A 19944-nucleotide genomic window follows, 5' to 3' on the forward strand; every position below is an offset into this window, starting at 1 on the left:
ACCCGCTTGCGGCGGGTTCGCGATCAGAGGCCAATTCATGACCCGTTCCGCACCAAGCTCCGCACCGATCTCGGCGCCCGCGCTGATCGCGCCGTTGCCAAAACATCGCTTCGACGAAGCCGGCTTCGCCCGCTGGATATCCGCGCAGCTCGACGAGCCGGCCGACGGCCTGGAGATCCGGCAATTCCAGGGGGGAATGTCGAATCCGACCTTCCTTGTCATCACGGCGACCGGCAAGCGCTATGTCCTGCGCAAGAAACCGCCGGGCAAGCTTCTGCCCAAGGCTCATGCGGTAGACCGCGAGTACCGCGTCATGAAGGCGCTCGGGCCCACCGTGGTGCCGACGCCGCGGGTGGTCGCCTATTGCGCCGATCCCGATGTCATCGGCGCCGAATTCTTCCTGATGGAGTTTCTCGACGGCCGCATCATTCCCGATCCCGCCATGGGGCCGTTGCCCCGCGCCGAACGCCCGATCCTCGCCCGTTCGCTGATCGACACGCTGGCCGATCTCCATCAGGTCGACTGGCGCGCCTGCGGTCTCGGCGATTACGGGCGGCCGGAGGGCTATCTGGCGCGCCAGACCACGCGCTGGTCCGGCCAATACGAAGCCGCCAAATCCGCCCTTCCGGCCGATTTCGATTACAGCGACATGGACTGGCTGCGCGACTGGCTGCTGAACAACGCGGCCGTGCCGGAGGAAAGCGCGATTACGCACGGCGATTTCCGCCTCGGCAACACCATCGTGCATCCGACCGAGCCCCGGATTGTCGGCGTGCTCGACTGGGAGCTTTCGACCATCGGCCATCCGCTGTCGGATCTCGCCTATCTTTGCCTGCCCTACAGGCTGCCGCAAGACCTGCCGGGAGCGAAGGATCTCGTCGCCGAGGGCCTGCCGACCGAACGGGAGATGCTGCGCCGCTATGCCGAGCGCACCGGACGCGACCGGATAGCGAACTGGGCGATTTTCCTCGCCTTCAACTGTTTTCGCTATGCCGCCATCGTCCAGGGCGTCGCGGCGCGGGCGGCGCAGGGCACCGCCAGCAGCGCCAGCGCCGACCCGGAGCGCGATGGCGCGCGAGCCCGCCGGGTGGCGCAGCGCGGCGCGGAAATCGCGCGGATGTACGATGCCGGCTTCGAGGACGGCGCTGCATGAAAAACCGGGAGACCGGGTAGATGCGCGCCTACCCCGTCTCCCGGCCGGATCGCCGCCGCGAAACGCCGCGGCCGGCCTGCACCGCCTATTGGCCCGGCATCGCCGCGGCGGGGGCGGGCGCCTGCAAACGCTCCCAGTTTTCGCGCAGTTCGCGTTTCAGAACCTTGCCGATCGCGTTGCGCGGCAGCGCAGGCACAACCGCGATGCCTGTCAGCCACTGAATGCGCCCCAGCCGGGCGTTCACCCAGTTCAGGATCTCATCCCCGCTGGCCTCGGCCCCCTCGTGCAGAATGACGCAGGCGACGGGCGTCTCCCCCCAGCGCGCGCTCGGCACGCCGATCACCGCCGCCTCATAGACATCGGGATGCTTCTCCAACACGGCCTCGATATCCGCGGAATAGATATTGAACCCGCCCGAAATAATCACGTCCTTCTGCCTGTCGAGCAGCATCAGGAAACCGTCTTCATCGAACTTGCCCATATCCCCTGAACGGATGTAAGCGTCTCCCTCGGGGCTTATCCAGACGATGCCGCGCGTCGTCTCGGGCGACTTGCGATAGCCTCGCATCAGCGTGCCCGAGCGTCCGACGACCTCTCCCGCCTCGCCGGGAGGCAGGGAGCGGCCTTCGCCGTCGATGATCCTGATTTCGGCATGCGGCGCGGGACGCCCGACCGTATGCAGCTTGTCGGGATGCGCCGAGCAATCGAGAACCGTGCTCACTCCCCCTTCCGTCATGCCGTAGATATTGATCATCCGCCCCGGCCAGCGCGCCAGAACCTCGCGCACGACCGCCGGCGGCAGCGGCGCGCTCGTCGAGAACTTGACCTGGAAGCGCGAGAGATCGTAGCGGCCGAAATCGGGAAACTCCACGAGGCGGCGTATCTGGACCGGCACCATCATCGCATGGGTCACGCGATGCCGCTCCGCCAGTTGCAGAAAGCCGGCCTCGTCGAACTTGCGCATCAGACACACCCGCGCCCCCTGCCCCAGCGCGGGAATCAACGTCGCCAGCGTGGTGTTGGAATAGATGGGAGTGGAGAACAGCGCCACCGCATCGGCGTCCAGCCCGAACCGCGCGAAGCGCGACACCTGTCGGTCGCGAAACCGCACATCGTGTTCGATACCCTTGGGCGCGCCCGTCGTGCCGGAGCTGTAGATGATGTCGAACAGGAGTTCCGGTGCGAGCACGCGCGGGGGCAGCGGGTCCGTTTCCCGCGCCTTGTCGACGAAATCCTCCAGATCCCGGCGCGGCAGCCCGGCCGTATCGAGCCCGGCCGCGCGATCATCGCCGAAGACCATCGCCGCATCGGCGTTGCGAAGCATCCTGTCGACGGCGTCGGGATGGGCCGAAACGGGAACGGGAGCCACCGCCACGCCAAGAGCCGCCGCGCCCAGAAACAGGATGACATGGCTGGCGGTGACGCCCGCGAGGGTGGCGATCACATCGCCGCGCTCCAGCCCCTGCGCGGCAAGCGCCGCGGCGACACGGTCCATCCGCGCGGCAAGTTCGGCGGCCGTGAACGTGATCTCGCCGTCGACCAGCATCACATGATCCGGCCGGGCGATCGCCGCCGCCCGGATGCGGCGCGGCAAATCGGACGGCTCCTCGCCCGGCACGGCCATCGGCTCAAGCGGCGCTCCCATCCATTCCATCTGCATTTTCCCCCATATCCTGTTTTTTATCTTGATGTCTCATGACCGCGCGGCGGGCCTGCGATAGCGAAACGTGCCGCTGCCCGTGGCGAGCAACGTGCCGTTCTCGTCCGTTACCCGCCCCTCCGCGAAGAAGGTGGAATTCCCGCCGCCCGTGCGCCATCCTTCCGCGATCATCAACGATCCGGTAGGGCGGGACAGGAAATTGGTGGTCAGCGACAGCGTCATGGCCAGCGACCGCCGTTCGGCGTCGCCGGTGTAGCAGCCGCTGTAGCCCATCACGGTGTCGAGGATGGTTGCATAGACGCCGCCGTGCGGAATGCCGTATCGATTGAACAGATGCTCGGCAATCGGCAGTTCGAAACGGGCGCGATTCTCGCTCCAGCCGAGCATGCGGAACCCCAGCAGCCGCTGAAACGGATAGGTGCCTTCCGCCACGGTCAGGTCATCGCCGGTATCAGTCATCGTTTTCTCTCCAGCTTCCGCTGATCTGTCGGGGATCAGGCATAGGTCGAAAGTCTCTCGTCCTCGATACCGCGCAGATGCGGCGTTTCGTTGAACGCGTTCAGGAACAGGGTTTCCCGCCCGCCCACGAGCCGGGTGACGCCGCAATTCTTCATCTGGAGTTGCAGCCGGATCATCTGCGCCGACGGAGCCTGAAGCGCCTCGGCGACGAGGTGGCTGATGGCGCCGCCCGAACTGACCGCGAGAACATCGCCATCCTCTGCCAGCATGGCCTCGCGCGCGGCGCGCAGCCGGGCGCAAAAGGCGCGCCAGCTTTCTGGCGGATCGGCGATTTCATCGCGCTGCCAGGCGAGAACCGCCTCGCGCAGGGCGCGGAAATAAGCCCGCCGGTCCAGCCTGATCTCGTCCGGCAGCCCGGCCGGGCCGAAACGCGCGGCGAACAGGGCCTTGGCATCGAACTCGTTCAGCCCCTCATGCTCGACCGCGTCGTCCGGGTCGAGACCGAGCGCGGGGGCCATTCCGGCCAGGGTCTCGCGGTGGCGGCGCATGGCGCCGGTGTAAACCCGCACGGGCGCCATCCCGCCGAGCCCGGCGAGCGCCCGTCCCAGCGCACGCGCCTGCTCATGCCCGAGAGGCGAGAGGCGATCGTAATCGTCGGCGCCGAACGACGCCTGCGCGTGGCGCACCATGATGATCTGCGGCATGTCCCGTCACTCCTTGCAAAAAACCGGCGGACGCCGCGATTTTCCCAAGCGGCGCGCGGCGTCGCGGCCGCTCACGCCGTCGCCGTTTCGAGATGGCGCAGGCCCAGCCAGTCGGCGATCAGCGCCGGACGATCCTCGCCTTCTATTTCGACCCGCACTTCCCAAACGGTCAGGATCGCATCGATGCCACGGGCCTCCACGTCCTTCAGGGTATAACGCCCGCGAATGCGCGCCTCGGATCTGACGGGCGATACGAAACGCACGCGGTCGAAGCCGTAATTCACGCTGGCGCGAACCCCGTTCAGCCGCGGCACGGCCGTTCTGGCGAGTTCCGGCAGCAGCGAAAGCGTCAGCAATCCATGCGCCACGGTGGTCCCGAAGGGCCCTTCCCGCGCCGCGCGATCGGGATCGACATGGATGAACTGATGGTCTCCCGTCAGATCGGCGAACGCGTCGATCAGCGGCTGATTTATCTCAAGCCATTGCGATACACCGACTTCCTTGCCCACATGGAGACCCAGATCGCGTGCGGAAATTGCTTCCATGTCGCCCTCCCGAAAATTCCTGACAGTTGTAAGGAATCATATAAAGCCAATCTTGAAGGGGAACAATGGCGGATGGCTCCCGGAAGCGGATTTTGGCGGCGAGCGACCGACAATGACGATCTGCCCATCGCAGAAGGCCGGTTTCTCTCCAAGCTCCCGCCGGGGAGAGACAGCGCACGTACCTCCACGGCGAAGCCAGGGCCGCAATCCGCGCGGGTATCATCAAGGGGCCGACCGTGGCGGATCGGGCGGCGCCCGGCAATCACGGGCGAATTTTCGAAAGGACGACTGCCTGTAAAGCAAGCTCACTTATCTTTTAAAGCTACAAAAACGTAGGTTTTTTCGCTTCTGTTCCATGGCTAGGATCACGAAATTCCAAAACGGTCTCGCGCCGCAAGTCCAAGCCTGTCGGAGAAGCGTCAGAATGTCGATCGAAGCCAGATTCACGCGGTTGGGCACGGACAATGCCCCCGGGCAGGAAGTCCGCCAACACACCTCCGGGATCGACGCGCTGCTCGGGGGAGAGGTTCTCGCCGGCCGGGCGGTCGATTTCTCGCATGGCGATCTGAATGCCCACGAACCGACACCGGGATCGTTCGAATTCTTTTCCGCAGGCGTGGCTCTGGGCGGGCAGCAGGCCTATACCGAATATCGCGGCGACATCGGCATCCGCGAACAGGTGGCGGCGCATCTCGCCGCCTTCACCGGCGCCCCGGTCGACGCCCGCGACGGCCTGATCATCACGCCCGGCACGCAAGGCGCGCTCTTCCTCGCCATGGCCGCGACAGTCTCACGCGGCGTCAAGGTGGCCATCGTCCAGCCCGACTATTTCGCCAACCGCAAGCTGGTGGAATTTTTCGAAGGTGAGATGGTGCCGGTGCCGCTCGCATACGTATCGGCCGACGAGAGCCACGCCGGGGTCGATCTGGCGCGGCTTGAAGAGGCGTTCAGGAGCGGGGCGAAGGTGTTCCTGTTCTCGAACCCGAACAACCCCGCCGGCGTGATCTATTCCGCGACTGAAATCGCCCGCATCAGTGCCCTCGCCGGCGAATACGGTGTCACGGTCGTCGCGGACCAGCTCTATTCCCGTCTTCTCTATACCGGAGCATCCTATACTCATCTGCGCGCGCAGATGCGGGATGCTTCGCATGTCGTCACCATCATGGGGCCGTCGAAAACCGAATCCCTGTCGGGCTACAGGCTTGGCGTAGCCTTCGGCGCGCCGGAGATCATAGCCCGGATGGAAAAAGTGCAGGCCATCGTCAGCCTGCGCGCCGCCGGCTACAGCCAGGCCGTGCTGCGCTGCTGGTTCCGCGAACCCACGGGCTGGCTGGAAGACCGCATCCGCCGGCATCAGGCGATCCGCGACGATCTGCTTCGGGTGCTGCGCGGTATCGACGGAGCCTTCGTCCGTACCCCGCAGGCCGGAAGCTATCTCTTCCCGCGCCTGCCCGCCCTGCGGATGTCCGGCACGGATTTCGTCAAGGCGCTGCGGATTCAGGCCGGCGTCGTGGTCACGCCCGGCATCGAATTCAGCCCCCACGCCGGCAACAGCGTAAGGCTGAACTTCTCGCAGGATCACAGCGCCGCGCTTGCCGCCGTCGAGCGGCTGGCCGCATTGGTCGAGCGGTATCGCGCGTGAGCCGAAGGGCGCGCAGGCCTGACAGCCGGCACGCATGTTTTCTTGAAACCGAAACCGGGAATGACATACGGCCTCCGGCTCTCGCAAGAGCCGGAGGTTTGTCTTTCAGGTGAGACGCAGGCGGTCCTTGAGCTGGAAAATCGGGAAGATATTACGCCCGACCGCAGTCTTGAACCCTTGCATCCGGATGGTGCGCACACCGTCCACCAGCTCGACGGGCACATCGTCGAGGTTGCGCCGGCCGCCGAAGAATTCACCCATCAGCAGGCCGAGATTCTGCATCAGCGACACACCGCGCGTCGAGCAGCCGAGCAGCGAGAAGACATCCGGCTTCAACCGCTGGATGTGCGGCAGATAGGCTTCGGTGATGCAGTTATAACCTTCCCAGTAGTCCTGAAACGTGATGTCATGTCCCCTGAGCTGCGGAAACAGCATCAGCACCTTGTCGCGCGAATACTTGAGCCCGTAGTTACGCGGGTTGATCGCCGACACGAATACCGCGCCGCCCGCTATCAGCCGCCCCTCGACGTCGAGCCGCGCGAAGCCTGTGGCGTCGCGCAGGTCGGTGAAGCAATTCTTGTTCGGAACGACGGTTTTCAGGATTTCCGGCGAGAGCGGACGGGTCGCACATGTGTAGAGATACAACGTGATGATGCTCTTCGACAGTTTCGGGACCAGATCGTCCGTATAGGCATTGGTGGCGATCAGCACTTTGCCGGCCTGCACGCGGCGGGACACGCCGTTCGCCCTGGCGGTGATCACCACCTGGCCCGGCGCAGGCTGATCGATCGCCGTCACCCGCGTGTCTTCGTAAATCCGCGCGCCTTCCTGCTCGGCGGCGCGGGCAAGGCCCTGCGAATGCGCGAAAGGATTGACCACCGCGCCGACGGGATTCTTCCAGCCCGCGATATAGCCCGAAGCGCCGGTTTCCGCGGCGATCTGCTCCCGATCGAGCCACTGGACGGGAGCGCCGAACGCCTTCCATTGGTCGTAGGCCGTCCGCACCTTGGCCAGAGAGATGCTGGAATGCGCCGGCAACGTCCAGCCGTTTTGCAGATAATCGCTCCGGATGCCGTATTCGCGCACGAGTTCGGCCACGCGGTTCGGCCCTTCCGCCACCAGCGCGTTGAACGCGTGTCCCTTGCGCGGGCCGAGACGCTCTTCCACATCGCCGGGCGTCAACCCATGGGGATGATTGGGCACCGTATAGCCGCCGGTGCGTCCGGAGGCGCCGACGCCGACGATCCCGCCCTCCAGCACCGTGACCCTGAGCCCCGCCCTGGCGGCGGTGATCGCCGTGGTCAAACCGCAAAAGCCGCCACCGACAACCACCAGATCGGCGGTTTCATCCTGCGTGAGCGGGCCACGCTGCACCCGCTTTTCCTTACAGGTCCGCGTCCAGGTGACACCCTTCATGCTGGTGTCGATCCATTCGGCAGTGGACATCCTTAAACCTCCAGAATCCTGAGAAAAACCGCTACACGCCGGTGGGGGCCGATCGGTCCGATCCTTGCGACGGCCTCCCGGACGGGAGGCTTCCGGCCATGCCCGTCGCTCAATGCACGCGAACCTGGGACAGAAAATCACGGGCGCGCTGATGCTGCGGATTGCCGAAGAACGCCTTCGGCGTCCCGGTTTCCACGATCCCGCCGCAATCCATGAACATCACCCGGTCCGCGACCTGACGCGCGAAGCCCATTTCATGGGTGACGCAGATCATCGTCATGCCTTCCAGCGCCAGCGAGACCATGACATCCAGCACCTCGGAGACCATTTCCGGGTCCAGCGCCGAGGTCGGTTCATCGAACAGCATGATGCTCGGCCGCATGCAGAGCGCGCGGGCGATGGCGACGCGCTGTTGCTGACCGCCCGACAATTCGCCGGGGAACTTCATTGCCTGCTCGGGGATGCGCACCTTGTGCAGGAAATACATCGCCTGCTCCTCCGCCTCGCGGCGGGACGCGCCGCGCACCAGCATCGGCGCCAGGACGCAATTTTCCAGAATGGTCATATGCGGAAACAGGTTGAAGTTCTGAAAGACCATCCCGACTTCACGGCGGATTTCGTCGATATGGGATGTCTTGTCGTCGAGCACGGTGCCCAGCACGTTGATCGTGCCCGACTCGTGCGCCTCAAGCCGGTTGATGCAGCGGATCAGGGTGGACTTTCCCGATCCCGAGGGGCCGCAAAGCACTACCTTCTCGCCCTTGGCGACATGCAGCGACACGTCGCGCAGGGCATGATAGGTGCCGTAATACTTGTTCAGCCGATCGATGGTGACTGCAACATTTGAACTGGTGGTCATCTGGCAGCTCCTGCTCACTTTCCGACCCGCATCCGGCGTTCCAGATAGGCGCCGTACCGCGACAGGCAGAATACGAAGACGAAGTAGACCAAGGCGATGAAGGCATAGACCTCGACATTGGCGAACGACCATTCCCCCGCGCCGTAGGCGGCGTTGCCCGAGGCCAGAAAGTCGAAGATGCCGACGATCATGACCAGCGCCACTTCCATGAAGCTGATCGAGAGCTGGCTGATGGTCGGCGGGAGAGCCCGGCGAAAGGCCTGAGGCAGCACGATCTTGCGCATGCGCTGCCAGTAATGCAGACCGAGCGTCTTCGCCGCTTCCTCCTGCCCCGCCGGGAGCGACTGGATTCCCGAGCGGATGATTTCGGCCTGATAGGCGGCGAAAAAGATCGACATACCGACGATCACCCGGCTCAGCTTGGTCCCCAGCGCGCCGGGGGCCAGGATGGGCAGCACCACGGCCACCGCGAAGAGGATCGTCACCAGCGGCAGCGAACGCACCGTATCGATGAACACCCCGGACAATCTCGCCACCAGCGGCAGGGAGGAACGGCGCAGCAGCGCCAGCGCCACCGCCAGCGGCATGCCGATGAGGACCGTCGCCACGAAGATGAAGATGGAGAGCGTCAGCCCGCCCCATTTATCCTCGCCGACATAGGTCAGGCCCAGAGTCCCGCCGCGCATCAGCAGGACGAAGATCGCGAATCCGATGACCCACAACGCCGTCAGGCGCGCCGCGCTCCAGAACCGCGGCAGGCAGGAGAGCACGATGACGGCGAGGAAGATCATGCAGGCCAGCGCCGAGCGCCAGTGTTCCTCATGCGGATAAAGGCCGAAGAACATCAGCCGCCAGCGCGCCGTGATGATCGCCCAGCAGGCGCCGGAAGCGGCGCGGCATGCCTCCGGGGGGCCGGAAAACACGGCGTCGATCACCGCCCATTGCAGCAACGACCAGAAGATCCAGACCGTCAGGGCGATGCCCAGCAGGCTGACGAGTCCGCTCAATGGCGTGGGGAACATCCGGCGTTTCAGGTAATCGGTGAACAGGTCGCCGCGCGCCGGAATGGTCAGGGAAACATCGGTCATGGTCGTCCATTCACAGGCGAAGCTGGTTGCCGCGCAGGGCAATGCGCCGGTTGATGAAGTTCATCACCGCGGCCAGCAGATTGTTCATGATCAGAAAGCCCGCCATCATGATGCCAAGCAGTTCCAGCGTCTGGCCGCTCTGGATGATCGACGTCGAGATCACCAGGAACAGGTCCGCGAAACCCACGGCGATGCCCAGTGTCGTGGCCTTCAGCAGCCAGACGTATTGATTGGTCAGCGTGGGCAACGCCATGCGCAGCGCCAGCGGCAGGCGCACGCGGACGAGAACCTGCACGGGGCCGAGCCCCAGCGCCTGCGCCGCCTCCACCTGCCCTTTGCCGACCGACAGGAAACCCGCGCGAACGATCTCGCCGATGAAGGCACCGCCGTAGAGACTCATGCCGGTCAGCAGCGCGGCGAATTCCGGCGCGATGCGGATGCCGCCGCGGAAGTTCAACCCCCTCAGTTCAGCGACCTGCACCAGCGGCATGTCCGGCGTCCGGCCGAGCCACAGAGCCGCCGCCGCAACCACGATCCCGCCGATCAGGCCGGCATGCGCCAGCTTCGGCAGCACCTCACGGGCCGCGAGGCTGCGGCGCGGCAGGAGCGCGAAAACCAGGCCGAGAACGATCCCTGCCATCAGGGCCGCCCCGGCCACCGCCGCCGCCGTCGGCGCCACGTTCAGCCCCGGAATGAATATGCCGCGCGCCGACAGGACGACCGCCCCGAGAAAGGTGATCGCCTGCCTGGGCTGCGGCAGGTGAATGAACACCGCATACCAGAAGAAAACCTGGAGGATCAGGGGCACGTTCCGCAGCGCTTCGACATAGCAGGTGCCGAGGAAGGACATCACCGGATTGTTCGAGATGCGCATGGTCCCGATGACGATGCCGATGAGCGTCGCCAGTATCAGGCCGATCAGCCCCAGAAACATCGTGTTCAGCAGACCGACCAGAATGACCCGCCAGTAAGGATCGTTGATTGTATACGGGATCAGGCTGAATCCGACATCCCATCCGGTCGCGCGGTCCAGAAACCCGAAACCGGAGGCGATCCCCTGCTCCGTCAGCGACCGATACGCGCCGCGCGCCAGCAGAACGCATCCGATCAGGATGGCCGTCCCGATAACGAACTGAATCCAAAAACTTTTCCGATGCTGGATTGAGAACATCCGCAATCCCCTCGCTCAGGCGATACTGTCGTCATGACCCGCAGGAACGGGCCATGGCTCGGTACGGAGCTGACGCTCCACAGGTATTCGCGTTGCAATCAGTCCAGCAGGATCGGCCACAGCACGCCGCCGTTCTGCCACAGCGCATTCGTGCCGCGCTCCAGTTTGTAGGGCGATTGCCGGCCGAGGTTCCGTTCCCAGATATCGGCATAATTGCCGACGCGCTTGATGACGTTGTAGCCGAAATCGTCGCTCAGACCGAGCGGCGCCCCGAAGCCGGGCGTGACGCCGAGCATCTTGGCAACCCGCGGCGAAGGAGGATTGGCTTTCATCTCGTCGACATTGGCCTGCGTCACGCCGGCTTCCTCGGCGGTGAGCATCGTGGAGAGCGTGAGGTTCAGCAAGTCGAGCCAGCGATCGTCGTTCTCGCGCACCACCATGCTGGTCGGCTCGGCGGCAAACGTTTCCGGCAGGATCATGTGATCGTCGGGATTGTCGGCCTTCAGGCGCAGCACGGCAAGCTGCACATCCCACTCCCCATAGGCGTCGCAGCGTCCCGACAGATAGGCCGCCTGGCTTTCCTCGGTTTTTTCGGAGACGACGAATTCCATCTCCACCCCCGAACGCTTCATATAGTCCGCAAGCGATTTCTCGGTCGAGGTGCCGGCAGGCACGCAGAGCGACCCGCCATCCAGATCCTTCACCGAAGTCGCCCCCAGTTCCTTGCGCACCATGATCTTCTGCGAGGCGAAGACGTAGACGTTGCTGAACTGGACGCCCAGTTCCGTGTCCCGGCTGGCCGTCCAGCCCGAGGATTTGATGACCGCGTCGATTTCCCCCGATTGCAGCAAGGGCCAGCGCTGCGCCCAACTGATCGGGATGATGTTCAGATGCCCTTCCCAGGTGCCGAAAACGGCCGTGGCGACGGCGCGGCAAAGGTCGATGTCCAGGCCCTTCCAGTTGCCCTTGTCGTCCACCTCGGCCAGACCGAGATACGAACCGTTATGGCCGGTGCAGTTCAACGCGCCGCGTTTCTTGACCTGGGCGAGCGTATTGCTGTCGGCGGCGAAGGACGGCAGAGCCGCCGCGACGACGAAAGCGCAGCCGCATAGAATGCCGGCGAGACGTTGCGAAATTTTTGTCATGGATACCCTCTGTATTTCTGGTCTTGTTATGATTCTTGCAGTCTACTCGATTCCAGGCCGCGTTCGGCCAGATGCCGCGCGGTCAGTCCCCGATCAATCCCAGGCTGCGGCGCGCACGCGCCAGATTGGCCGCCGCGGGCGCCCGCAGCGCCAGACGGTTGCTCTTGACGAGGCCCGTGCTCAACGCGATCTGCCCCATCGCCTCCGTGTACTTCAGCGCAACCGTCGCCGCGTCGACGACGGGAACGCCGGTGCCGGCCACCTCGGTGTAGCCCGCCGCCCGCAGCAGCGGCGAATAGAAGGTGCAGCCGATCAACACCACCTCGGCCCCGTCGCGCACGCATTCCCGCGCCACCGCGTCGAAACGGGGAACGATCTCGGCCCGCGCCGTTTCCGCGTCCACCGTGCCGAGCAGCATGGCGGCATCCGATTCCGGAGTGATGGCGCGCACGGGACGCACGATCGCCCGGTCCGCAAGGCCATAGGCGCGCAGGTCACGCTCGATCGCGACGGTGGTTTTCTCGGAAACCGTGACGACGGCGAAACGCCGCCCCAGAGTCAGGGCAGCCAGCATCGATTGCTCGCTGACCGAACCGACCGGGATGCCCAGCACCTCGCGCGCTTCCCAGAGCGGATCATTCCAGCAGCCGATGAACACGGCATCGAAGCCTTCCGCCTCGGCCTGCAAGGCGGCTTCGACCACGAGAACCGAATTGAGGTGTTCGGCATAAAGTGAGCGCAGAAAATCGCCCCCCTGAGGCAGAAACCTGAAGTCCAGTTCGGTTTCCGGGTGCAGGACGGGACGCACCATCTCATTCAGTTTCGCATAGAGCGGTTCGAAATTCTCGTTTCTTGCCGTCGTATTGATCCAGCATATCCTCATCACTTTTCTCCTGCCACAGCATGACATAAAGGCTTGAAAAGCTTCATTCGGTCGAATTTTTCCTTCTATGAAACTCCAGAACAGCGCGAAAACGATCGAGCCGGAACAGTGCAAGCCGGTGCCGCGGATCGAACGAAGCCCGTCAGTCGGCCGCGACGAGTTCGGATTGCGCCCCGAAGCGATCAAGCGGGCCGACTTCTCTTTCGACGAGCGGGATCACTTCCTTGCCGAAACGCTCCAGCGATTTCGACGCCCATGCGACAGGCATGTCGCCGAAGTTGAAGAACGTGCTGTAATGCACCGGATCGAGACGGCGGATTTCCTCGACGATGCGCTCGGCGACATAATGCGCATCGCCGCAAATGATGTTCCTGACGGTTTCCTCCAGCGGGACCTCGCCCTGAACGGGCTTGCTGACCAGATGAGAGCCGTCGAGTTCGGGCTGCGGGTCACGCAGGAGCGCCACGCCGCGGGCGACTTCGCGGGCATGGGCCGCCACCTTCAGCGCCTGCTCCCGGCTATCCGTGACATGGACGTATTGCTGCGGCGCGAAGGCCATCGGGCTCCGCATGTCGGCAACCTCCCAGGCGTTGCGAAGGTTGTCGTACAGACCATAGAGCTTCGGGGTGCCCGCCGCCCCCGCCGTCGCGAAGGAGATCGGCCGGTGCTTGTCGAACCGCTTCAGGACACGCGGGTCGGCCGCGGTCAGGAAGATGTCCGGCATGCCGCCGCTCAGGCGTGCGGTGATGACGGTTTTGGGAAGCGAGATGAACTCGCCCCCGTATTCGACCTCGCCCAGGGTCAGCGCCTGTTCCACGATGTCCCAGTATTCCAGGAAGATATCGGTCTTCCGCGCGACATCCTGCCCATAGCGGGTGAATTCGTAGGGCTGGTAGCCCGAGCCGATGCCGATCGCGATCCGCCCTTCGGTCATCTGATCGAGCAGCGCGATCTCCTGCGCCACCCGCAGCGGATGGTAAAGCGGCAGCACGATGACGCCTGTGCCCATGCGGATCTGCTTCGTCAGCCCGCTGAACCGCGCTCCCATCATCACGGGCGAGACCGAAAGCGAGTAGTTCGAGAAGTGATGCTCGGCAAACCAGGCGGTTTCGAAGCCGATGTCGTCGGCCATTTGGACGAGACGCTCGGCATCGCGGATCACGCCCCCCAAACCGCCCGGATTGTCGTGAACGGACATCAGGCAAAACAGACCAAATCTCATGAAATTCTCCTTTATCGACCTGCCGCGCGAACGGCGTTCCGGCACCTGCGGGCATTCCGCCGGAACACCCCGACGGACTTCGCGGCCAAGGATGTCTTTCCAGGCGCATCTTTCTTGCGGGGCTGCTTGAATCTGGCTCTGTCAGACATGCTGGTGCTCCTCGGATGGACGGGAACATGCGGCGCCATGCCGGCCGGAATTGCATGATCTTAGCCGTGGAACAGAAACGACAAAAACCTATTCTTTGTAGTTTCAAAAGATATATATGTTATCTTATGCGTACCCGGTTTCCGCAAAATTCATCATGCCCGCCGAATACGGCGCGATAGGCCGCTTTCAGGCGACGTGGCCGTCGGGCTAGAGCGTTTTCAAGCAAATCGGATACCGCTTTGCGTGAAGAAAACGCTTCAATTCAATAATATGGAGTATTTCTGCGTTTCAACGAAACGCCGAAATGCTCTCATTCGGTGATTTTGGGCGAGTTTTCTTCGATCAAACGATTCCGCTCGATCGTAACATGCGCGGGGGGAACTACAGATCCCCGGCGCCGCGATGGTAGGACAGCGTCGCCGCAACGGCCGCCGTCCATCTGCGGTAGCGGGCCTTTCGCCGTTCTTCCGCCATCCCGGGAGTGAAGCGGCGTTCGAGCCGCCAGCCCCGCGCGAATTCCTGCGGGCCGGGGCAGAGGCCCGCCTGCAAGCCCGCGAGCCAGGCCGCGCCCAGCACCGTCGCCTCCTGATCCTGCGGGCGATCCACCGGCAGGGACGTGATGTCGGCCAGAAACTGCATGGCCGGATCGGAGACGCTCACGCCGCCGTCGACACGCAGGGCGGAAACGCCGTCGCCCCCGGCGGCGTCCAGGTCCGCCCGCACCGCCTCAAGCAGATCGCGCGCCTGATAGCCTATGCTTTCAAGCGCGGCCAGCGCCAGTTCGGCCCGGCCAGTGCCCCGGCTGAGGCCGTAGATGGCGCCGCGACATTCCGGCGTCCAGTATGGTGCGCCAAGCCCGGTAAAGGCCGGGACCATGATCACCGATTGATCTTCCGCCGCCAGCCCCGACAACTCGCCCGCCTCGCTGGCCCGGCCGATGATGCCGAGCCCGTCGCGGAGCCATTGCAGCACCGCCCCGGCCACGAACACGGAGCCCTCCAGCGCATAGGTCACTTGCCCGGCGATCCGGCTGGCGATGGTGGTGATCAGGCGGTTGCGGCTGTCGACCCGCCGCGCCCCGGTATTGACCAGCATGAAGCAGCCGGTGCCGAAGGTGGCCTTGGCCATGCCGGGGCTGAAACAGGCCTGGCCGAGCGCCGCCGCCTGCTGGTCGCCCGCCACGCCCCGGATCGGCACCGGTGCCCCGAGGATATCCGGCGCCAGCACGCCGAATTCGGCGGCGCAGTCCTGCACCTCGGGCAGGAGCGCCATCGGAATGCCGAGCAGCGCGCATATCTGCGCGTCCCAGCAGCCGTTGTCGATGTTGTAGAGCATGGTCCGGGCGGCGTTGGTGGCATCGGTGACGTGCCGCCTGCCCCCCGTCAGCCGCCAGATCAGAAAGCTGTCGATGGTGCCGAAGGCCAGTTCACCCGCCTCCGCCCTTTCGCGCGCGCCGGGCACGGTATCCAGGAGCCATCCCAGCTTGGTCGCCGAGAAATACGGGTCCGGCAACAGGCCCGTGCGCGCGGCGATCAGCGCCTCGTGCCCGGCCTTGCGCAATTCCGCGCAGAACGATGCGGTGCGCCTGTCCTGCCACACGATGGCATTGTGCAGCGGCCTGCCGGTGGCGCGCTCCCACAGCACGGTGGTCTCGCGCTGATTGGTGAGGCCGAGGGCCGCGATGTCGCGCAGTTCCACGCCCCGCACCACCGCCCTCAGCGTGGAAAGCACCGTTGCCCAGATCACTTCGGGATCGTGCTCGACAAGGCCCGGCGCGGGGTAGATCTGCGGAAATTCCTCCTGCGCCTGGGCGACGATCCGCAAGTCCCGATCGAACAGCAACGCCCGCGACGAAGTGGTGCCCTGGTCTACGGCCAGAATGAAGCGGCTCATGTTTCCTCCCGCTGCGCTGCAATCGAGGCTTCCAGCGCGGCGACGCCTGCGGCATCGAGCCTGAGCCCCAGCCGCGTGCGCCGCCAGAGAATATCCTCGGCGCTTCGCGCATATTCCTCGCGTAACAGCCAGCGCACTTCGGCGCCGGTGAGCGTGCCGCCGAAATCCTCGCCCAGATCGGCCGCCGCGCGGGCCTCGCCGAGCACCAGCCAGGTTTCGGTGCCATAGGCGCGGATCAACCGTGCCGCCCAGGATTTCGTCAGAAAAGGATAATCCGCAACGAGCCGCGCCTGCAACGCCGCCACGCCGTCGTGCGGAAAATCGCCCCCCGGCAGCGCGACCCCCGCCGTCCACGTTGCGCCGGCCGCCGGAAAAAACGGCGCCAGCTTCTCCAGCGCATGTTCCGCGAGACGGCGATAGGTGGTGATCTTGCCGCCGAACACATTCAGCAACGGCGCGCCCCGATCGTCGAGCCGCAGCACGTAGTCGCGCGTGGCCGCCGTGGCTGAGCGCGCGCCATCGTCATAAAGCGGGCGCACGCCGGAATAGGACCAGACGATATCGGCCCGCGTCACCGGCCGCGCGAAATATTCCGAAGCGAAGGCGCAAAGATAATCCTGCTCCGCAGGAGTGCAGACGGCCTCGGACGGGTCGCCCTCGTGATCCTGATCGGTCGTGCCGATGAGCGTGAAATCCTGCTCGTAGGGAATGGCGAAAATGATCCGCCCGTCCCGGCCCTGAAAGATGTAGGAGCGATCGTGATCGAAGAGCTTGCGCGTGACGATATGGCTGCCGCGCACGAGGCGCACGCTCGCGCCGCCCTGCCGGCCCAGCGTGTCGCGGATGACCTCGCCCGCCCAGGGGCCGGCGGCATTGACGAGCGCGCGCGCATGGCAACGCGTCTCGCCTTCGGGGCCGCTCATGTCGACCGTCCAGAGCCCGCCCTCGCGCCGGGCCGCGGTCACGCGGGTGCGGGTGAGGATTTCCGCGCCGCGCCGCGCGGCATCGCGGGCGTTAAGCACCACGAGGCGCGAATCCTGCACCCAGCAGTCGGAATATTCGTAGGCGCGGGTAAACTCGCCGCGCAGCGCCCTTCCCGCCGGGTCGCTGCGCAGATCCAGCGTCCGCGTGCCCGGCAGTATCCGCCGGCCGCCGAGATGGTCGTAGAGGAACAGGCCGAGCCGGATCACCCAGGCCGGCCGCCGCCCCCGCATCCAGGGCATCACCGCCGTCAGCAGACGCGACGTCGGGGTTTTCGTCTCGAAACGCATGCCAGGATGCAGCGGCAGCACGAAGCGCATCGGCCAGCTTATATGCGGCATCGCCAGCAGCAGCGTCTCACGCTCCTGCAAGGCTTCGCGCACGAGGCGGAACTCGAAATATTCCAGATAGCGCAGCCCGCCGTGAAAGAGCTTCGTCGAGGCCGATGAGGTGGCCTGCGCCAGATCGCCCTGTTCGGCGAGGCGGACGGAAAGCCCCCGCCCCGCCGCATCGCGAGCGATGCCGCAGCCGTTGATGCCGCCGCCGATGACGAAAATGTCAACGGCGGATTGCGAACCCGCTTCCGCACCCATCGTTCTTTCCCCGTGGGCTCACGCCGCGCGCAGGATGGCGCGCACGGCATCCGGCCCGATCCCCTCATGTTCGCCGAGCGCGACGTGGCCGGCGCGCTCGAGATGACCGACCACGGACTCGGGATCGAAATCGACGCCGAACTCGGCGGGATGCACGGGACAGCCCATGCGGCGGAAGAAATCCTCGGTCGCATCGATGGCGCGGGCGGCGACCTGCGCCTCATCCTCTCCCTCGATCCCCCAGACCCTGCGCCCGAGCCGCGCCAGCATCGCCTGCTTGCGGCCGATCTCGTGGCGCATCAACGCCGGCATCACCGCCGTGAGCGTGCGGGCGTGATCGATGCCGTATACGGCGGTGATCGCGTGGCCGATCATATGAGTGGACCAATCCTCCGGCACGCCGGCCGCGATCAGCCCGTTCAGCGCCTGATTGGCCGCCCACATGACGTTCTCGCGCGCCTCGTTGCCCTCGGGACCGGGACCGTCGGACAGCAGCCTCGGCCCCCATTCCGCCAACACCTGCATCAGCGTCTCGCCGTAGCCATACTGGATCGGAGCATTGACCGGCCAGGTCATATATTGCTCCAGCACATGGGTAAAGGCGTCCACCACCCCGTTTTCGAGCTGGCGGCGCGACAGCGAGGCCAGGGTGGAGGGGTCGAGAACGGCGAAGCGCGGCCGGGCGCGCTCGTTGCGGAAGGGCAACTTCAGGTCGCGCTCCACCGAGGAGATCACCGAAACCGCGTTGCTCTCCGACCCGGTGGCGGCGAGCGTCAGCACCGCGCCCACCGGCAGGGTATCATCGGGAAAATCCCCGGCGACGAAGCGATCCCACGGATCGTCCTCGCCGGAGGCGATCATCGCGGCAAGGAACTTGGCGGCGTCTATCACCGAACCACCGCCCACGCCGAGGACAAGATCGACGCCCGCCGCGCGGCCTTCCGCCGAGGCGCGCTGCAAGGTTTCATAGACCGGGTTCGGCTCCACCCCGCCGAAGGCGACGATCCGCCGCCCGGCGAGCGCCGCGCGCACCTGCGCCTCGACGCCGTTCTTCAGGATCGAACCGCCGCCGTACAGCAGCATCACCCTGGCGTCGGGCGCGACAAGCCCGGCCAGCGCCGCGATCTGGCCCTTGCCGAAGCGGATATCCGTGGGAATGCACAGGGCAAAGGAAATCATCGGTTTCTCCTCCTCTGGTGCGGTCCCGCCGCAGGGGACGGCAGGCCGGGTCCGGTATCGGAGCGCCGTCGCCCCGTTTCTTGTCGCATACCCGTGGAAGCCTGCTCTTACAGGCATTTCCGACCTGTATCACCCCTGTGCTTCCCTGACGAGAACGGCCGCCACTTCCAGATCGAAATCGGTAAAGCCGGACTGAACGATGGCGCGGGCCGGCGGCGTCGGACCGACGAATTCGGCGTACGCCGCATCGAATCCGGTTTTGTCGGCCAGATCCCGGAGCCAGACCGTGACCTGCACGGCATCGCGCGCGAACACGTAGCCCGCCTCCTCCGCAATCGCAGCCAGATTGGCCATCGCCTGCCGCGTCTGCTCGGCGATCGGCGCATTCTTCAGGCGGGTTCCGTCGGGCAGGCGCGGAGTTTGCCCCGAGATGAAGAGAAACTCCCCGCTGGCGCGCACCGCTTGCGAGTAGGCCCCCGCCGGCGGCGGAGCCCGCTCCGTGTGAACGGCTGTCTTCATTCGACCGCTCCTCAATTCGGCTGCGCCAAAAGCCATTCACGGCGGATTTCGGTATTCTCGGGCTTGTAGCAGGTGATCTCGAGTTCGATCTTGACTTCCTCGCCGCCCGGCAGCGGTCCGCAATGAATCGCATGCACCGGATCCGTGCCTTCGAAATAGGTCGCCAGCGTTTCCAGCGCCTCGACCAGATCGTTCTGGCTCGTGATGAAGACGCGAATGTGAACGATGTCCCTGACGGTGGCGCCGAAGGCGGCAAGCGCGCTCGACAGGTTCTTCATCGACTGATGCACCTGACCCGCGACATCGGCGGAGATTTCGCGCGTGGCGTAGTTGCGGCCGGCAGTACCCGAAGAGATGATCCAGTCACCGATGCGGATCAGGCGCGAATACCGATATACCTCCTCGAACCTGCCGCCCGTCTTCACATGTTGAATGAGATTGGACATTTCTTTCTCTGCTGTTGCGTGTTTATCGGATTGGTGGAGCGGCATGCGTGTCCGAGCTTCGCCGCACGGCGGCGGCTCGATCCCGGCCGTATGCCGACGGGCTTTCCGCCCATCGATGCGATCCCATCTTAGCCAGAGAATGAAAGCAAATAAAAATAGCTCTTTGTAGTTTCAGAAGATACGATTTCCATCTTATGATGCATCGC

General features: G+C 64.9%; 18 protein-coding genes. 2 read left to right on the top strand and 16 right to left on the bottom strand.

The window, feature by feature from the left end:
* Positions 1-37: 37 nt before the first annotated feature.
* A complete protein-coding gene (locus ACOYJQ_RS09025; RefSeq protein WP_433457793.1) occupies positions 38-1153 on the top strand; it encodes a phosphotransferase family protein in 1116 nt (371 codons plus the stop codon).
* Between the two features lie 85 nt (positions 1154-1238).
* Here the strand turns inward: ACOYJQ_RS09025 and ACOYJQ_RS09030 are convergent, their stop codons facing one another.
* From ACOYJQ_RS09030 to ACOYJQ_RS09045, 4 genes are all read right to left on the bottom strand, one after another.
* Complete coding sequence (locus ACOYJQ_RS09030) at positions 1239-2807, bottom strand: class I adenylate-forming enzyme family protein (RefSeq protein ID WP_433457795.1); 1569 nt, start codon at positions 2805-2807, stop codon at positions 1239-1241.
* Positions 2808-2846: 39 nt separating this feature from the next.
* A complete protein-coding gene (locus ACOYJQ_RS09035; RefSeq protein WP_433457796.1) occupies positions 2847-3272 on the bottom strand; it encodes a PaaI family thioesterase in 426 nt (141 codons plus the stop codon).
* 35 nt (positions 3273-3307) lie between these two features.
* Complete coding sequence (locus ACOYJQ_RS09040) at positions 3308-3976, bottom strand: histidine phosphatase family protein (protein ID WP_433457798.1); 669 nt, start codon at positions 3974-3976, stop codon at positions 3308-3310.
* Between the two features lie 71 nt (positions 3977-4047).
* Positions 4048-4521 carry a MaoC family dehydratase gene (locus tag ACOYJQ_RS09045; RefSeq protein ID WP_433457800.1) on the bottom strand — a complete coding sequence of 158 codons (474 nt, stop codon included), beginning with the start codon at positions 4519-4521 and terminating at the stop codon, positions 4048-4050.
* A gap of 424 nt (positions 4522-4945) precedes the next feature.
* Between ACOYJQ_RS09045 and ACOYJQ_RS09050 the strand changes: the two genes are divergently transcribed.
* Positions 4946-6163: a pyridoxal phosphate-dependent aminotransferase gene (locus tag ACOYJQ_RS09050; protein WP_433457802.1), complete on the top strand. Its 1218-nt coding sequence runs from the start codon at positions 4946-4948 to the stop codon at positions 6161-6163.
* A 105-nt stretch (positions 6164-6268) separates the two neighbouring features.
* Here the strand turns inward: ACOYJQ_RS09050 and ACOYJQ_RS09055 are convergent, their stop codons facing one another.
* The 12 genes from ACOYJQ_RS09055 to ACOYJQ_RS09110 all read right to left on the bottom strand — a co-directional run bounded on the left by ACOYJQ_RS09055 (position 6269) and on the right by ACOYJQ_RS09110 (position 19738).
* Positions 6269-7609, bottom strand: a complete 1341-nt coding sequence (locus ACOYJQ_RS09055; protein WP_433457803.1) for an NAD(P)/FAD-dependent oxidoreductase — start codon at positions 7607-7609, stop codon at positions 6269-6271.
* Positions 7610-7718: 109 nt separating this feature from the next.
* Positions 7719-8468 carry an amino acid ABC transporter ATP-binding protein gene (locus tag ACOYJQ_RS09060; protein WP_433457804.1) on the bottom strand — a complete coding sequence of 250 codons (750 nt, stop codon included), beginning with the start codon at positions 8466-8468 and terminating at the stop codon, positions 7719-7721.
* 14 nt (positions 8469-8482) lie between these two features.
* Positions 8483-9556, bottom strand: a complete 1074-nt coding sequence (locus tag ACOYJQ_RS09065; protein ID WP_433457806.1) for an amino acid ABC transporter permease — start codon at positions 9554-9556, stop codon at positions 8483-8485.
* A 10-nt stretch (positions 9557-9566) separates the two neighbouring features.
* Positions 9567-10727, bottom strand: coding sequence for an ABC transporter permease subunit (locus ACOYJQ_RS09070; RefSeq protein ID WP_433457807.1), 1161 nt, complete (start codon positions 10725-10727; stop codon positions 9567-9569).
* 98 nt (positions 10728-10825) lie between these two features.
* Positions 10826-11872, bottom strand: a complete 1047-nt coding sequence (locus ACOYJQ_RS09075; RefSeq protein ID WP_433457809.1) for an amino acid ABC transporter substrate-binding protein — start codon at positions 11870-11872, stop codon at positions 10826-10828.
* 82 nt (positions 11873-11954) lie between these two features.
* Entirely contained in the window at positions 11955-12782 is an 828-nt protein-coding gene (locus ACOYJQ_RS09080; protein WP_433457810.1) for an aspartate/glutamate racemase family protein, read from the bottom strand.
* Positions 12783-12897: 115 nt separating this feature from the next.
* A complete protein-coding gene (locus ACOYJQ_RS09085) occupies positions 12898-13977 on the bottom strand; it encodes an LLM class flavin-dependent oxidoreductase (RefSeq protein ID WP_433457812.1) in 1080 nt (359 codons plus the stop codon).
* A gap of 531 nt (positions 13978-14508) precedes the next feature.
* Entirely contained in the window at positions 14509-16020 is a 1512-nt protein-coding gene (glpK, locus tag ACOYJQ_RS09090; RefSeq protein ID WP_433457813.1) for a glycerol kinase GlpK, read from the bottom strand.
* Complete coding sequence (glpD, locus tag ACOYJQ_RS09095; protein WP_433457814.1) at positions 16017-17594, bottom strand: glycerol-3-phosphate dehydrogenase; 1578 nt, start codon at positions 17592-17594, stop codon at positions 16017-16019. The genes glpK and glpD overlap by 4 nt, the downstream gene beginning before the upstream one ends.
* Positions 17595-17612: 18 nt before the next feature.
* Positions 17613-18773, bottom strand: coding sequence for an iron-containing alcohol dehydrogenase (locus ACOYJQ_RS09100; RefSeq protein WP_433457815.1), 1161 nt, complete (start codon positions 18771-18773; stop codon positions 17613-17615).
* A 129-nt stretch (positions 18774-18902) separates the two neighbouring features.
* Positions 18903-19292 (bottom strand): RidA family protein, encoded by a 390-nt coding sequence (locus tag ACOYJQ_RS09105; protein ID WP_433457816.1) that lies wholly within the window; start codon positions 19290-19292, stop codon positions 18903-18905.
* Between the two features lie 11 nt (positions 19293-19303).
* Positions 19304-19738, bottom strand: coding sequence for a Rid family hydrolase (locus ACOYJQ_RS09110; RefSeq protein WP_433457817.1), 435 nt, complete (start codon positions 19736-19738; stop codon positions 19304-19306).
* Positions 19739-19944 lie beyond the last annotated feature (206 nt).

The organism is Pseudochelatococcus sp. (genome assembly GCF_050946405.1).
GTDB lineage: Bacteria > Pseudomonadota > Alphaproteobacteria > Rhizobiales > Beijerinckiaceae > Pseudochelatococcus.

Excerpts from the sequence above, each read along its gene's own strand:
- ACOYJQ_RS09025 (WP_433457793.1), top strand. The coding sequence starts at position 38 with ATGACCCGTTCCGCACCAAGCTCCGCACCGATCTCGGCGCCCGCGCTG.
- ACOYJQ_RS09030 (WP_433457795.1), bottom strand. The coding sequence starts at position 2,807 with ATGGAATGGATGGGAGCGCCGCTTGAGCCGATGGCCGTGCCGGGCGAG.
- ACOYJQ_RS09035 (WP_433457796.1), bottom strand. The coding sequence starts at position 3,272 with ATGACTGATACCGGCGATGACCTGACCGTGGCGGAAGGCACCTATCCG.
- ACOYJQ_RS09040 (WP_433457798.1), bottom strand. The coding sequence starts at position 3,976 with ATGCCGCAGATCATCATGGTGCGCCACGCGCAGGCGTCGTTCGGCGCC.
- ACOYJQ_RS09045 (WP_433457800.1), bottom strand. The coding sequence starts at position 4,521 with ATGGAAGCAATTTCCGCACGCGATCTGGGTCTCCATGTGGGCAAGGAA.
- ACOYJQ_RS09050 (WP_433457802.1), top strand. The coding sequence starts at position 4,946 with ATGTCGATCGAAGCCAGATTCACGCGGTTGGGCACGGACAATGCCCCC.
- ACOYJQ_RS09055 (WP_433457803.1), bottom strand. The coding sequence starts at position 7,609 with ATGTCCACTGCCGAATGGATCGACACCAGCATGAAGGGTGTCACCTGG.
- ACOYJQ_RS09060 (WP_433457804.1), bottom strand. The coding sequence starts at position 8,468 with ATGACCACCAGTTCAAATGTTGCAGTCACCATCGATCGGCTGAACAAG.
- ACOYJQ_RS09065 (WP_433457806.1), bottom strand. The coding sequence starts at position 9,556 with ATGACCGATGTTTCCCTGACCATTCCGGCGCGCGGCGACCTGTTCACC.
- ACOYJQ_RS09070 (WP_433457807.1), bottom strand. The coding sequence starts at position 10,727 with ATGTTCTCAATCCAGCATCGGAAAAGTTTTTGGATTCAGTTCGTTATC.
- ACOYJQ_RS09075 (WP_433457809.1), bottom strand. The coding sequence starts at position 11,872 with ATGACAAAAATTTCGCAACGTCTCGCCGGCATTCTATGCGGCTGCGCT.
- ACOYJQ_RS09080 (WP_433457810.1), bottom strand. The coding sequence starts at position 12,782 with ATGTCATGCTGTGGCAGGAGAAAAGTGATGAGGATATGCTGGATCAAT.
- ACOYJQ_RS09085 (WP_433457812.1), bottom strand. The coding sequence starts at position 13,977 with ATGAGATTTGGTCTGTTTTGCCTGATGTCCGTTCACGACAATCCGGGC.
- glpK (WP_433457813.1), bottom strand. The coding sequence starts at position 16,020 with ATGAGCCGCTTCATTCTGGCCGTAGACCAGGGCACCACTTCGTCGCGG.
- glpD (WP_433457814.1), bottom strand. The coding sequence starts at position 17,594 with ATGGGTGCGGAAGCGGGTTCGCAATCCGCCGTTGACATTTTCGTCATC.
- ACOYJQ_RS09100 (WP_433457815.1), bottom strand. The coding sequence starts at position 18,773 with ATGATTTCCTTTGCCCTGTGCATTCCCACGGATATCCGCTTCGGCAAG.
- ACOYJQ_RS09105 (WP_433457816.1), bottom strand. The coding sequence starts at position 19,292 with ATGAAGACAGCCGTTCACACGGAGCGGGCTCCGCCGCCGGCGGGGGCC.
- ACOYJQ_RS09110 (WP_433457817.1), bottom strand. The coding sequence starts at position 19,738 with ATGTCCAATCTCATTCAACATGTGAAGACGGGCGGCAGGTTCGAGGAG.